13 protein-coding genes are annotated in these 14,123 nt (G+C 71.9%); 1 reads left to right on the forward strand and 12 read right to left on the reverse strand.

What is annotated here, in order from left to right; genetic code table 11:
- Window position 1: 1 nt before the first annotated feature.
- From mreD to CLV56_RS17445, 12 genes are all read right to left on the reverse strand, one after another.
- Window positions 2-517: a rod shape-determining protein MreD gene (gene mreD, locus CLV56_RS17390; RefSeq protein WP_100415349.1), complete on the reverse strand. Its 516-nt coding sequence runs from the start codon at window positions 515-517 to the stop codon at window positions 2-4.
- Window position 518: 1 nt separating this feature from the next.
- On the reverse strand, window positions 519-1,379 hold the full coding sequence (gene mreC / locus CLV56_RS17395) for a rod shape-determining protein MreC (protein WP_100415350.1): 861 nt from the start codon (window positions 1,377-1,379) through the stop codon (window positions 519-521).
- Entirely contained in the window at window positions 1,376-2,431 is a 1,056-nt protein-coding gene (mreB, locus tag CLV56_RS17400; RefSeq protein ID WP_100415351.1) for a rod shape-determining protein, read from the reverse strand. Before mreB ends, mreC begins: the two co-directional genes overlap by 4 nt.
- An 88-nt stretch (window positions 2,432-2,519) precedes the next feature.
- Window positions 2,520-3,500, reverse strand: coding sequence for a carbohydrate ABC transporter permease (locus CLV56_RS17405; RefSeq protein ID WP_039349178.1), 981 nt, complete (start codon window positions 3,498-3,500; stop codon window positions 2,520-2,522).
- The gene (locus CLV56_RS17410; RefSeq protein WP_100415352.1) at window positions 3,497-4,432 is read right to left on the reverse strand and encodes a carbohydrate ABC transporter permease; all 936 of its coding nucleotides are present in this window, start codon (window positions 4,430-4,432) and stop codon (window positions 3,497-3,499) included. The genes CLV56_RS17405 and CLV56_RS17410 overlap by 4 nt, the downstream gene beginning before the upstream one ends.
- A gap of 101 nt (window positions 4,433-4,533) precedes the next feature.
- Window positions 4,534-5,895, reverse strand: coding sequence for an extracellular solute-binding protein (locus CLV56_RS17415; protein WP_039349175.1), 1,362 nt, complete (start codon window positions 5,893-5,895; stop codon window positions 4,534-4,536).
- Window positions 5,896-5,998: 103 nt separating this feature from the next.
- On the reverse strand, window positions 5,999-7,657 hold the full coding sequence (locus tag CLV56_RS17420; RefSeq protein ID WP_039349214.1) for a glycoside hydrolase family 13 protein: 1,659 nt from the start codon (window positions 7,655-7,657) through the stop codon (window positions 5,999-6,001).
- A gap of 135 nt (window positions 7,658-7,792) precedes the next feature.
- Window positions 7,793-8,806, reverse strand: coding sequence for a LacI family DNA-binding transcriptional regulator (locus CLV56_RS17425; RefSeq protein WP_039349173.1), 1,014 nt, complete (start codon window positions 8,804-8,806; stop codon window positions 7,793-7,795).
- A 193-nt stretch (window positions 8,807-8,999) separates the two neighbouring features.
- Window positions 9,000-9,584 carry a TetR/AcrR family transcriptional regulator gene (locus tag CLV56_RS21065; protein WP_211288181.1) on the reverse strand — a complete coding sequence of 195 codons (585 nt, stop codon included), beginning with the start codon at window positions 9,582-9,584 and terminating at the stop codon, window positions 9,000-9,002.
- Between the two features lie 82 nt (window positions 9,585-9,666).
- Entirely contained in the window at window positions 9,667-10,077 is a 411-nt protein-coding gene (gene ndk, locus CLV56_RS17435) for a nucleoside-diphosphate kinase (protein WP_039349170.1), read from the reverse strand.
- Window positions 10,078-10,157: 80 nt separating this feature from the next.
- The gene (locus CLV56_RS17440) at window positions 10,158-10,496 is read right to left on the reverse strand and encodes a DUF4233 domain-containing protein (protein ID WP_039349167.1); all 339 of its coding nucleotides are present in this window, start codon (window positions 10,494-10,496) and stop codon (window positions 10,158-10,160) included.
- A complete protein-coding gene (locus CLV56_RS17445) occupies window positions 10,496-11,836 on the reverse strand; it encodes a bifunctional folylpolyglutamate synthase/dihydrofolate synthase (RefSeq protein ID WP_039349164.1) in 1,341 nt (446 codons plus the stop codon). Before CLV56_RS17445 ends, CLV56_RS17440 begins: the two co-directional genes overlap by 1 nt.
- A 105-nt stretch (window positions 11,837-11,941) precedes the next feature.
- Here CLV56_RS17445 and CLV56_RS17450 point away from each other — a divergent pair, with 105 nt between their 5' ends.
- Window positions 11,942-14,056: an MMPL family transporter gene (locus tag CLV56_RS17450; protein ID WP_039349161.1), complete on the forward strand. Its 2,115-nt coding sequence runs from the start codon at window positions 11,942-11,944 to the stop codon at window positions 14,054-14,056.
- The last annotated feature ends 67 nt before the right edge of the window (window positions 14,057-14,123 follow it).

Consider the following 14,123-nt stretch of genomic DNA (forward strand, 5'->3'; position numbering starts at 1 on the left):
GTCACCACCCCCGCACCGGCGTCGGCTCGACCCGGTCGAGGGCAGCACGGACCAGCGGCAGCACGAGAAGACCGAGCACCGCGTCGTAGGCCACCGCCAGACCGACCACCGACGACGCGACCGCGAGGTCGGCGCCGGCGAGGCCGAGGACGATCGAGGACAGCGCGAAGATCGAGACCCCGACGAACGCCGCCGCACCGGAGACCACCAGGTCCAGCCACCGCGTCGAGCGGCTCCCGCGGTCGACGGTGCCCGCGAGCAGCCCGACCACGCACAACGCGAGCGCCCACTGTCCCATCAGGTCGTCCGACGGCGGCGCCAGGTCGATCAGCAGGCCGCCGGCGAACCCGGTCCACGCCCCGGCGACCGCGCCGTCACGCAGACCCACGGCGGCGACCACGAGCAGAACGACGTCGGGCACGACCGCGGTCGGGAACAGCACCGGCGCCACGCTCAGCTGGACGAGCAGCGCGACCACCAGCAGCGCCGCGATCACCAGCGTGCGTCCGGCCGCCACGTCAGCGCTCCCGGCCGATCCCGGTCACCACGGCGACGACATCGAGGGACGACGCGTCGACGAACGGCGCGACCGTGACCTCCGTGCTCTGCTCGCGCGGGGAGAACGTCGTGCGCTCGACCCGCCCGATCGGCACCCCGGCGATGTACGGGACGCCGCGCGGCGACCCCCACGACACCACCGTGTCACCCACGTCCGGCTCGACGGTCCCGTCGAGCAGGGTGAGGGTGAGCCGGCCGGCGCCGGACAGGTCCCCGTCGCCGCTGAGCATCCCGAGCTCCGCGTCGGAGCCCAGGCGCGCTCCGACCCGGGACTCCGCGTCGGCCAGCAGCAGCACCGTCGCGTGCGACCGTCCCGCGACCAGCACACGACCGACCAGCCCGTCGGCCGCGACCACCGTCATGTCGACACGGACGCCGTCGGCGGTGCCGGCGTCGATCGTGACGGTCCGGCGGAACGACTGCCCGGGCCCGTAGGCGACGACGGCGGCCTGGACGGTGCGCAGGTCGGCCTCGCGGGTGTAGCGGGCCAGCCGGTCGTACTCGCCGAGGCGCTGCGCGTCCACCCCGGTCGAGGCCAGCCGACGGCGCAGCGAGGCGTTCTCCTCCTCCAACCGCACGTTCTCGTCCTCCAACGCGGTCCGGTCGGCGAACACGTCGAGCCCGAATGGCTCCATCACCCGCGCGACACCGCCCTGGAACGGACCGAGGACGGTGGAGGCGACCGTACGGACCGGGCCGCCGGCGCCGGTCAGGTCGAGCGTGATCAGGGCGACCGCGGCGAGCAGGACGAGCAGGACGACGGGTCGCGGCCGCGGGTCGCGGTCACGACCGCGGGTCCGGGTGCTCGCCACGGTCTTCACCGGCGCGGCTCGGTGGTGAGCAGCTGGCTGAGCGCGTCGAACTCCTCCACGCACTTGCCGGCGCCCATCGCCACCGAGTGCAGCGGATCGTCGACGACGTGCACCGGCACCTCCGTCTCGCGCCGGATCCGGTCGTCGAGGCCGCGCAGCAGCGCCCCGCCGCCGGTCAGCACGAGTCCACGGTCCAGGATGTCGGCCGCCAGCTCGGGCGGCGTCACGTCGAGCGTGTCGCGGACGGCGTCCACGATCCGGGAGACCGGCTCCTCCAGCGCACGGCGCACCTCGGCCGCCGTCACGTCGATCGTGCGCGGCAGCCCGCCGACCAGGTCACGGCCGCGGATCGAGACCATCGGCTCGTCCGCTCCGGGGTACGCCGACCCGGCGTCGATCTTCAGGTCCTCGGCGGTCTGCTCACCGAGGAGCAGGGCGTGCTCCTTCTTGAACCAGTCCACGATCGCGGCGTCGAGGTCGTCGCCGGCCGTCCGGATCGACTTGCTCGCGACCACGCCGCCGAGGGCGATCACCGCGACCTCCGTCGTACCGCCGCCGACGTCGACGACCATGTTGCCCGCAGGCTCGTGCACCGGCAGCCCGGCACCGAGGGCGGCCGCCATCGGCTCCTCGACGACGAAGACCTGCCGCGCACCGGCCTGGTAGCCGGCCTCGCGCACCGCCCGCTGCTCGACCGACGTGATCGCGCTCGGCACGCAGACCACCAGTCGGGGCTTCGCCAGGTGACGACGACGGTGCACCTGCTGGATGAAGAGCCGCAGCATCTGCTCGGTGGCCTCGAAGTCCGCGATCACGCCGTCGCGCATCGGCCGGATCACGGTGATCGCACCCGGGGTGCGTCCGTGCATCCGCTTCGCGTCGGACCCGACGGCGAGGATCGCACGGGTGCGGGCGTTCAGCGCCACCACGCTCGGCTCGTCGAGCATGACGCCGCGCCCTCGGACGTAGACGAGGGTGTTCGCGGTGCCCAGATCGACGGCCATGTCCCGGCCGAGGACACTGCGCACCGACCGATGGCGGTTGGGGAAGGAACCTGCCATGCGATCAGGCTAGGGGCGGCGGCCCCCCGGACAGGGCCGACACGCCCGACGCGATCGCGCCGTGACCAGCACGGACGCGGTCCGCAGGTCAGCCCTTGATCGCCCCTCCGAGCCCGCCGCCGCGCAGGAAGAAGCGCTGGAAGACCAGGAAGAAGGCGATCGGGACCGCGGTCGAGAGCAGCAGTGCGGCGAGGAACACGTCGAGCTCGGTCACCGGTGCCAGGGTCGGCAGGCGCACCGACAACGGCTGCATGGTGGGGTCGGGCAGGACCAGCAGCGGCCAGATGAAGTCCTTCCAGGCGGCGAGCACCGCGAACACCGACACCACGCCCAGGATCGGACGCGACATGGGCAGCACGATCGAGAAGAACAGCCGGAACGGTCCCGCGCCGTCGACCCGCGCGGCCTCGATGATCTCGCGCGGGAGGCCGTCGAAGAACCGCTTGACGAGCACGACGTTGAACGCGCTCGCGCCCGCCGGCAGGAATGCGCCCCAGAACGTGTTGATCAGGGACACGTGCACGACCGGCAGGTCGAGGGCCGTCAGGTAGAGCGGCACGAGCAGCACGACGGCGGGCACGAAGAGCGTGCACAGCACCGCTGCGTAGACGATCCGGCCGTAGCGCGGCCGCAGGACCGACAGGGCGTATCCCCCGGTCGTGGCGACCACCATCTGCGTCACCCACGAGCCCAGCGCGATCACGACGGTGTTGACGAAGTACAGCCGCAGGTCCAGGTCGACCCAGGCCGTGCGCAGGTTCGCCCAGTCGGTCCCGTTCGGGAAGAACGCCATCGGGGTGCGCAGGATGTCCTGGGTGGGGGTGATCGCCGCCTTCGCGAGCCAGAGGATCGGACCGAGCGCGACCACCACGAGGAAGAGCAGCAGGGCGGTGTTCAGGGTGCGCCGCCCCCACCGCACGGCCGGCCGCCGACGGTCGGACTCCGACGTGATCGAGCGGGTCGACTCGGCAGGGCGCCGCCGCCGCGGGGCGCGGGGAGGTTGTGCCGGCACAGGCGGCGTCGGCCCCAGCTCGTCCTCGGTCGGACGGGCGGGCAGCTTGAGGCTCATGTGTCGCTCCACGATCGGGTCAGGCGGAAGTACAGGGCCGACAGGACGGCGAGCGCGACCGCGAGCATGAGGCTGAGCGCCGTGGCCTTGCCGTAGTCGCCGCCGAGGCTGTTGCCGAAGGCGTAGTCGTAGACGAGCAGCAGGATCGTGGTCGTGGAGTTGTCAGGACCGCCGTCGGTGAACAGGTAGGGCTCGAGGAACACCTGGACGGTCCCGATCACCTGGAGCACGAGCGTGATCAGCATGATCGCGCGCATCTGCGGCAGCGTGACGTGCCAGACCTTGCGCCACACCCCGGCGCCGTCGATCTCGGCGGCCTCGTACAGCTCCGGCGGGACCGACAGCAGCGCGGCCAGGTAGATGATGACCGTCCCGCCGGCGGCGGCCCACGTCGCCTCGATCACCAGGGACGGCATCGCCCAGCTCGTGGACTCCAGCCAGGGCACGGGACCGAGCCCGACCCAGCCGAGGATCGTGTTGAACACACCGTTGGGTGAGGCGTCGTAGAAGAAGCGCCACAGCAGGACCGCCACCGCGGGCGGGACGACGACCGGCAGGTAGACCAGCGTCGCGTAGATCCCCCGGGCGCGTCGCAGGTCGCTCATCAGGACCGCCAGCACCAGCGGGACCGGGTAGCCGAGCACGAGGGCCAGCAGAGCGAACCACAGCGTGTTCTGGGTCGCCGTCCACAGCATCGGGTCGTTCAGCACCGCGGAGAAGTTGTCCCAGCCGACGAACTCCGGCGGCGTCACGAGGTTCGTCACCTGGACGCTCATGACCACCGAGCGGACGATCGGCCACCACGAGAACAGGCCGAAGACGACCAGCAGCGGGAGCAGCATGACGAGGGTGCTCAGCCCGCCGCCGCGGACCCAGGTCGCCGGGCTGCGACGAGGACGTGGTCGCGACGACGGCGGTGCGGCGGTGGTCATGGTCCTCCCGGTGGATCGGGCCGACGCGTGCCGGCCGGGTGGTGCTCACCGGCCGGCACGCGTCAGGGGCGGCGTGCCGACCGGTGGGCGGTCGGGTGAGGCTACTGCGCGAGCACGGCGTTCGCGTCGTCGTTCGCCTTCGACAGCAGCGCCGCGATGTCCGCGTCCTCGTCGCTCAGGACCTTCTGGACGACGCCGTCGAGGATCGCGTAGACCTCCTGGGTGTGCGACGGCGGCTCGGGCACCAGCGTCTGGTCGAAGATGTTGTCGGTGAAACCGGTCATCTGGTCGACCGGCACGTTGATGTAGTCCGCGATCCACTCACGCTGCTGCGTCCACGTGTCCTCGTCGAAGACCGGGAGCAGGGGCGTGCCGATCGGCTGGTCGCTCGCGGCGAGCGTCTCGGCGTCGAGCACCGCTGCCTCCTCGTCGACCAGCTTGCGCACGCGGAAGAAGTCGTTCCACGCCACGGCCGCCTCCTTCTCGGCGTCGCTGGCGTCGGCCCGCACCACCGAGACCGAGCCGCCGCCGAGGATGCCGGCGTCGGGGTCGTCGGCCAGCGGGACGGTGGTCAGCCCGTAGGTGTCGGGGTCGATGTCGTTCGTGGTGACGAGGGCGTTGTAGACGTCGGAGCCTCCGACGTACATCCCGACCTTGCCGGCGGCGAAGGCCTGGTTGATGCCGGACCAGTCGAGCAGCAGGTTGTTGCCCATCGAGCCGTCCTCCCACCGCATCCCGTGCAGCATCTCGAGCACCGCCCGGGTCTCGGGGTTGTCGATCGTCGCCTCGGCCCCGTCCTCGCTCTCGATCCGCCCGCCGAAGGCGTACGTCAGCGTGGTGAGCAGCCAGCCGCCGGTGTTGTCCTTGGTCATCTCGGCGTAGCCGGGCTGACCCGTGCGCTCGGTGATCTGCTTCGCAGCGGCGCGGACCTCGTCCCAGGTCGCCGGCGGATCGTCGGGGTCCAGTCCGGCCTCGTCGAACAGCGCCCGGTTGTAGTGGAGTCCCATGCCGTAGACGTCGCTCGGCAGGCCGTAGATCCGTCCTTCGGCGTCCTGCGCCGCGGCGAGCACGCTGGGGTTGAAGCTGTCGGCGTACGGCAGCGCGTCGACCTGGTCGGTGACGTCGGCGATCTGCGAGCGCTGGACGAGCCCGAGGGTGTCGGTGAACGGCACCCGGAACGTCGTCGGGAGCGTGCCGCCGGCGAGCTGGGCCGGGAAGGTCTCGGCCTTCCACTCCCACTCGACCGGCTCGACGACGATGTCGGGGTTCTCCTTGTTGAACTCGGCGACGAGGTCCTTGACCGAGTCGGCGGTGGCCTGCTCGTCGCCGGGTCGCCACCCCTCGACGGTGATGGTGGTGGTGCCCTCGGCGTCGGCGGAGTCGCCTGAGTCGCAGGCGGCGAGGACGCCGGCCGCGGCCACGAGGGCCAAGGCGGCGGCGAACCGCTTCCGGTGGTGGTGCATGGGACTGCTCCTTCGGGTGGCGGCGCCGTTGCCGCGGCGTCCGCGTGTCGGGTTGGGGTGGTCGGAGGGGCGCTGGGGTGGGAGACGGTCTTGTACGGCGTGCTCAGGCGGTGCCGGGCAGCCGGATCCAGGCGGCGGCGTCCGCCGGCAGGCGACCTCCTTCCGGCGGTGTGCTCGCGAGCCACACCTGGTCGTTGGGCGGCAGCGCGATCGGTGAGTCGGTGAGGTTGGCGACGCAGGCGAAGCCCTCGCCACGGGTGAAGGCCAGGACGCCCGCTCCCGCGTCGAGCCACTCCATCGGCCCGTCCCCCAGCGCGGGGTGCGTCCGTCGGACGAGGAGGGCCATCCGGTAGAGCGAGAGCATCGAGGTCGGGTCGGCCGACTGCGCCTCGGCGGTCAGCGTGGCCCAGTCGTCGGGCTGCGGGAGCCAGCTCGCGGCCGGGCCCGGGCTGAAGCCGTACGGAGGGGCGTCCCCGGACCACGGCATCGGGACGCGGCACCCGTCCCGTCCGGGGTCGGTGCCGCCGCTGCGGAAGTACATCGGGTCCTGCAGGCGGGCGGGCGGGATGTCCTCGACCTCGGGCAGGCCGAGCTCCTCGCCCTGGTAGATGTAGTACGACCCGGGCAGAGCCATCGCGAGCAGCGCGGCCGCACGGGCGCGGCGTCGGCCGAGCTCGAGATCGGTGGGGATCCCGAACCGCTTCCGCTCGAAGGCGAACGTCGTGTCGTCGCGCCCGAACCGGGTCACCGGTCGGGTCACGTCGTGGTTCGACAGGACCCAGGTCGCGGGTGCTCCGACCGTGCGGTGCACCGCCAGCGTCTCGTCGATCGAGGTACGCAGGCGGTCGGCGTCCCAGGCCGCGGAGAGGTAGTCGAAGTTGAACGCGGTGTGCAGCACGTCGGGCCGCAGGTAGCGGGCGAACCTCTCGCTGTCGGGCAGCCACAGCTCGCCGATCAGGGCACGGTCCGGCCCGTACGACTCGGCGATGGCTCGCCAGCTGCGGTAGATCTCCTGCAGGTCGTCACGGTCCACGTACGGGTGGCCGCCCGGGCCGGGCTCGTTCGGGACCTCCGGCAGGGTCGCGTCCTTCGCGAGGAGCGCGGCGGAGTCGATCCGGACGCCGGAGACGCCCCGGTCGAACCAGAAGCGCAGCACGTCCTCGTACTCGTCGCGCACGTCGGGGTGACCCCAGTTCAGGTCCGGCTGGGCCGAGGAGAACAGGTGGAGGTACCACTGCTCGGCAGTGCCGTCGCGGCGCACCACGCGGGACCAGGCCGGTCCCGAGAAGTTGGACACCCAGGCGTTCGGTGGCTCGGCGCCGTCCACGCCGACCCCGTCGCGGAACCAGAACCGCTCCCGCTCGGGCGATCCCGGCCCCGCGGCGAGCGCCTCGCGGAACCATCGGTGCGCGTCGGAGACGTGGTTCGGAACCACGTCGACGATCGTGCGGATGCCGAAGTCGAGCGCGTCCGCGATCAGCGCCTCGGCCTGCTCGAGGGTGCCGAAGGCAGGATCGATCGCCCGGTAGTCGGCGACGTCGTAGCCGCCGTCCGCCATCGGCGAGGGGTACCACGGGGTGAACCAGATCGCGTCCACACCCAGGTCGCGCAGGTAGCCCAGGCGGGCCCGGACGCCGGCGAGGTCGCCGGTGCCGTCCCCGTCGGCGTCGGCGAAGCTGCGCGGATAGACCTGGTAGATCGTCGCGCTGCGCCACCAGGTGGCGTCGGACGGCTCGATCCGGGCCTCCGGTGCGGCCGGCACGCGCTGGAGCGCGGTCACCGCCGAGTCGCCGTCCGCCGCACTGACTGCAGTCACTGTGATTCCCCTCACGTCGCTTGACGGTGAGGAACGCTACGCCGATACGACTTCAGCGCGCAAGAACTCGACAGAATGTAATTATTTTCGTGACTTTGCAGGGCCGGTTGAGCGACGGACCACGAGCTCGGGCTCGAAGAACAGCTCCTCGGGCGCGGTCGTCGCACCCGAGATCTGCCGCATCAGCAAGGTGATCGCGGCCCGGCCCATCGCCTCGATCGGCTGACGCACCGTGGTCAGGGGCGGTTCCGTACAGCTCATGAAGGCGGAGTCGTCGTACCCGACCACCGAGACGGACTCGGGCACCGGCAGACCGCGCCGGCGGGCGGCACGGACCGCGCCCAGCGCCAGCGGGTCGCTCGCGCACGCGATGCCGGTCGCACCGCGCTCGAGCAGACGCGCCGCAGCCGCCTGCCCGCTCTGCAGCGAGTAGAGGCTGCGCTCCACGAGCACGTCGTCCAGGGGCGCCCCGGCCTCCTCCAGCACCTGGCGCGCCGCCTGGAGCTTGCGCTCGGACGGCACGTGGTCGGACGGGCCGAGCACCAGGCCGATCCGGGTGTGCCCCAACGACAGCAGGTGACCGACCGCCTGCTCCGCAGCCATCGCGTCGTCGCAGACCACACGGGGGAACGGCATCGCATCGACGCCGGCGTTGATCAGCACGACCGGCAGCCGACGGTGGACCAGGCGGTCGTAGTGGCCGTGGTCCGCATCGAGCTGGCTGTAGGTCCCGCCGGCGAAGACGACACCGGCGACCTGCTGGCCGAGCAGCAGGTCGACGTAGTCGGCCTCCCCCACCCCGCCCGCGGTCTGGGTGCACAGCACCGGCGTCAAGCCCTGCTGGGCGAGGTGCGACCCGATCACCTCCGCGAGTGCGGGGAAGATCGGGTTCTGCAGCTCGGGGAGCACGAGACCGACCAGACGGGCTCGCTCACCCCGCAGCTTCGACGGGCGCTCGTACCCGAGCACGTCCAGCGCGGTCAGCACCGTCGAGCGGGTCGCGTCGGAGACCCCGGGCTTGTCGTTGAGCACGCGACTGACCGTCGCCTCGCTCACCCCGGCACGGGACGCGACCTCAGCGATACGTCGAACCATGACGGAAACCTAGCGCACCCGGACGGCATCTGTGTGCATTCCTCTTACAGTACTTACGCAAGAAGTCGACAAGAACCTCGTTCCGGCTCCACGCAGATGCCTGCACATCGACCAGCAGGCGGTATCGAGCGCAGGCAGGTCCGTGGTGGCACGTCGAACGCAGGCGCGTCCGTACGGGCGACCACGACCGAGATCAGTCGGCGACGAGCGCCGCCGTCTCGTCGAGTGGCGCACCGGCCCGCAGACCCGCCAGCCCGATCGCGACGTACCGCCGCCAGCCGCCGCCGTCGCGGAGCAGCGGAGAGACCGACGCGACCGCGCCCACCATCATCGCGACGCCGACCAGGTCGCTGGCCGTGGCCCTCGGATGCAGGAAGCCGTCCGCGCGGGCTCGCATCACGAGCTCCGTGAACGGTGGGACGAAACGAGCCCCGGGAACGTACTCGGGGTCGTAGGTCTGCATGGCGCGCAGGATCGCGTGCGACCCCGGCACCGAGACCAGCGCCTCGCTCAGCCGGGTCACCAGCAGGACCACCGCCTCGTCGGCGGGCCCCTCCCAGTCGGCCTCGGCAGCGATCGCGTCGGCGCGCGCAGCGACGCGCGCGGTCAGCGCCCGGACCAGCGACTCGCGATCGGGGAAGTGGCGGTAGAGCGTGGCGCTCGAGACCTGGGCCCGACGGGCCACCTCGTCGAGCGCGACGGCCGCGCCCCGAAGCTCGAACAGGACCTCGGCCTCGTCGAGCAACCGCTCCCGGTTGCGTACAGCATCACGTCGCACGTACCGCCTCCCCTCCGGCCTCGACAGGCCCCCTACGTCGGCTCCACGCGTTGCCGACAGGGACACGATACGACCGGGGACCTCAGACGAGGTCCGGGAACCACAACCCGATCTCGCGCGTCGCGGACTCGGGCGAGTCCGAGCCGTGCACGAGGTTCTCCCGGTTGGACAGCGACAGGTCGCCTCGGATCGTGCCGGGAGCCGCCACGCGGCCGTCGGTGGCGCCGTTGAGCAGACGCACGACGTCGATCGCGGACTCCCCCGACAGCACGAGCGCCATCATCGGCCCGGACGTGACGAACGTCCGCAGCGGGGGGTAGAAGTCGCGCTCGACGTGCTCCGCGTAGTGCGCGTCGGACGTGGCCGCGTCGATCTGCCCGAACCAGGTCGCCTCGATGGACAGGCCCTTGGCCTCGTACCGCGACAGGATCTCTCCGACCAGTCCGCGGCGGACGGCGTCGGGCTTGAGCAGGACCAGGGTGCGTTCGGACATGGCCCGAGCCTAGCGAGCGTGGCCCTGGTGGCCCGCACGCGCCCGGTCGGGCAGGCCGGGCGCCGCGGCTGCGCGGCCCGTCAGGAGGCGTAGAACTCCGGGTTCGCCGCCCGGTCCTGGGCGATCTTGCGGCCGATCAGGATCGCCCCAGCCCACAGGGCGGCGAAGATCCCGCCGATCAGGAACGCCGACGGCATCCAGAACCCCATCGCGACCGCCAGCACCTGGACCAGCCAGCCCAGGCCGTACGCCCAGGAGAACCGGAGCAGCCCCGCCGTCACCAGCGCCAGCGCGCTCAGCCCGAGGCCGTACGCCAGGGCGAGCCCCGTCGGGACGTCCTCGACCATGATCAGCACCGGCACCGCCAGGCCCATCACGATCGCCTCGAGCGCCAGCACGGTCGCGCACATCGCCCGCATCAGTCCGTCTCCTCCCGCGAGAGCAGCAGGCGCGCCTCGCCGGCGGTGACGACCGACCCGGTCACCAGCACGCCACCCGTGCCGACCGCGTCTCCGTACCGGGCGCTCTCCGTCAGCCGGACGGCCGTCTCCAGCGCGTCGGGCAGCCGCGGCGCCCGGTGGACCCGGTCGGCGCCGAAGATCCCCTCGGCCAGGTCCGCGAGCTCCTCGGCCGGCAGGCTGCGGTCCGAGGTGTTCTGGGTGCAGACCACCTCTGCGGCGACCGGCTCGAGCACCGCCAGCATCTCGTCGGCCTCCTTGTCGGCCATCACGCCGAGCACCGCGACCAGCGGGGTGAACGCGAACGCCTCCTGCACCGCCGCCAGGCTCGCCTCCATGCCGGCCGGGTTGTGGGCCGCGTCGACGAGGACCGTCGGGCTGCGTCGGACGACCTCGAGCCTTCCCGGCGAGGTCACCTGCCCGAAGGCCTCCCGGACCAGCTCGACGTCGAGCTCCTTGCCTCCGGTGAGCGCCTCGACCGCAGCCAGGGCGTAGCTCGCGTTGCGCGCCTGGTGCTCGCCGAACAACGGCAGGAACACCTCGTCGTACGTCGCGCCGAGACCGTGCAGCCGCAGCACCTGGCCGCCCAGACCCGGCACCCGCTCCTCGATCCCGAAGTCGGCGCCCTCGCGCAGCAGGGTCGCTCCGACCTCGACCGCGCGGGCGACGATCTCGGCCGCGGCGTCCTCCGGCTGGGCCGCCATCACGACCTGTGCCCCCGGTTTGATGATCCCGGCCTTCTCGACCGCGATGTCGCCCGGCGCGTCGCCGAGATAGCGCGCGTGGTCCACGGCGATCGGCGTCACCACCGCCACCTGCGCGTCCGCGACGTTCGTGGCGTCCCAGCGGCCGCCCATCCCGACCTCGACCACGGCGACGTCGACCGGGGTGTCGGCGAAGGCCTGGTAGGCCATCCCCACCATCAGCTCGAAGAACGACAGCGGGTGGGGCTGGGAGTCGTCGACGACCTGGGCGTAGGCGGCGACGTCGGCGAAGGCCTCCACGAACAGCTCCGGCGACAGCGGCTCACCGTCGATGCTGATCCGCTCGGTCATCGAGACCAGGTGCGGGCTGGTGAACCGGCCCGTACGCAGGCCCCGGGCTCGCAGCAACGCGTCGATCATCCGGCCCGTCGAAGTCTTGCCGTTGGTCCCGGTGAGCTGGACGACCGGGTAGGACTGCTGGGGGTCGCCCATCAACCGGCAGAGCGCGCCGATCCGGTCCAGGGACGGCTCCAGGCGGGTCTCGGGCCAGCGCGCCAGCAGCGCCTGCTCGACCTCGGCGTACGTGGGATTGCTCATCGCCGTCCAGTATCCCCGATAAAAACGATGAGTCCTTCGGCCCGGTGCCGTCCTACCGTCGAACCAGGCCGTAGAGACGGCCCCACACTCCTGGGGGACAACACGATGACGCAGTCGATCGCTGGGTGGATCAGCCACCGCTGGACGAAGTACGCGGTGATCGCGTTCTGGTTGGTGCTCGTCGCCCTGCTGGGCCCGCTCGCCGGCCAGCTCACCGACGTGCAGGAGAACGAGGCCGAGAACTGGCTGCCGTCGAGCGCGGAGTCGACGAAGGTGCTCGACGCCGCCTCCGCCTTCTCCTCACCGAACGTCATCCCGGCCGTCGTCGTCTACGAGCGCGACGGCGGTCTCGCGCCCGGGGACATGGAGAAGGCCGCCGCCGACGCCGAGGAATTCGGCGCGCTCGAGGGCGCCGGCGAGGTCGTCGGCCCGATCCCGTCGGAGGACGGCGAGGCGATCGAGACGATCGTGCCGCTCGACCTCGGACCGGACGGCTGGAACGAGGCGCCCGACGCCGTCGACGACATGACCGCCACCGCCGACAGCACCGACGGCCTCGACGCCTACGTGACCGGACCGCTGGGCCAGGCCGCGGACTCGGCGGCGGCGTTCGAGGGGATCGACAGCACGCTGCTGCTCGCCGCGGCCGGGGTCGTGACCGTCCTGCTGCTGCTGACCTATCGCAGCCCGTTCCTGTGGCTCCTGCCGGTGATCTCCGCCGGGGTGGCGCTGACCGGCGCCCAGGCCGTGATCGTGCTCCTCGCCAAGCACGCGAACCTGACGGTCGACGGTCAGAGCGCGGGCATCCTGACGGTCCTCGTCTTCGGTGCCGGGACGGACTACGCCCTCCTCCTGGTCGCCCGCTACCGCGAGGAGCTGCGCCGGCACGAGGACCGGCACGACGCGATGGCGCTCGCCCTGCACCGTGCAGGACCCGCGATCATCGCCAGCGGCGCCACCGTGGCGATCGGGATGCTGTGCCTCCTGCTCGCGCAGATGACCTCGACCCGCGGGCTCGGCCCGGTCGCGGCGATCGGCATCGTGGTCGGTCTGATGGTGATGCTGACGCTGCTCCCGGCGCTCCTGGTCGTGCTCGGACGCTGGGTCTTCTGGCCGCGGATCCCTCACTTCGGGGACGAGGATCCTGCCGTCCACGGCTTCTGGTCACGGATCGGCACCCGGATCTCCCACCGGCCACGCCGGGTCTGGGTGGTCACCTCCCTGATCCTGCTCGCGCTGACCGCGGGCATCACCCAGCTGAACGCCAACGGTCTGACCGTCGAGGAGTCGTTCCGCGGCACGCCGGCCTCCGTCGAGGGCGAGCAGGTGCTGTCCGACCACTTCCCCGGCGGCGCGGGCAACCCGGTGGTCGTGGTGACGCCGGACGGCACCCAGGACGACGTCGCCGCCGCTGTCGCGCAGGCCGACGGAATCGACCCCGCGAGCGTGACCGATCCGCAGGTCGCGGACGGCTGGGCGTACTTCGAGGCGACGCTCGACGTCGAGCCGGACAGCGACGCCGCGTACGACGTCGTCGACGACCTGCGCGCCGACCTCGACGACGTCGGCGACGGGGAGGCGCTGGTCGGTGGCGGGACGGCCATCAACCTCGACATCCAACGGGCGTCGGCCGCCGACAACCGGGTGATCATCCCGGCGGTCCTGCTCGTCGTGCTGCTCATCCTCATGGTGCTGCTGCGAGCGGTGACCGCACCGCTGATCCTGCTCGGCACCGTCGTGCTGTCCTTCGCGGCCGCCCTCGGCGTGAGCGCGCTGATCTTCACGTACGTCTTCGACTTCGCCGGCGCCGACAGCGCGTTCCCGTTGTTCGTGTTCGTGTTCCTGGTCGCGCTCGGGATCGACTACAACATCTTCCTGATGACCCGTGTCCGCGAGGAGTCGTTGCGGTTCGGGACCCGGCGCGGCGCGCTGATCGGCCTGACAGCGACCGGTGGCGTGATCACGTCCGCGGGGCTGGTGCTGGCGGGCACGTTCCTCGCCCTCGGCACGCTGCCGCTGGTGGCCTTCGCCGAGATCGGCTTCGCCGTGGCCCTCGGCGTGCTGCTCGACACCCTGGTCGTACGGTCGGTGCTGGTGACCGCGCTCAACCTCGACGTGGGTCGGCACATGTGGTGGCCGAGCGCGCTCGGGCGGGTCGAGGACGTCGAGGACCCGGGCGAGACGACCGGGGGCGAGGCCCTCGCCGACACGCGGGCGTGACGACGGTCTCGTACGCCCGTGACCTGGTCGTGACCGGGTCACGGGCCTGAGCGCCGGTGCTTCTAGA

The sequence above is a fragment of the Mumia flava genome (assembly GCF_002797495.1).
GTDB classification, from domain to species: domain Bacteria; phylum Actinomycetota; class Actinomycetes; order Propionibacteriales; family Nocardioidaceae; genus Mumia; species Mumia flava.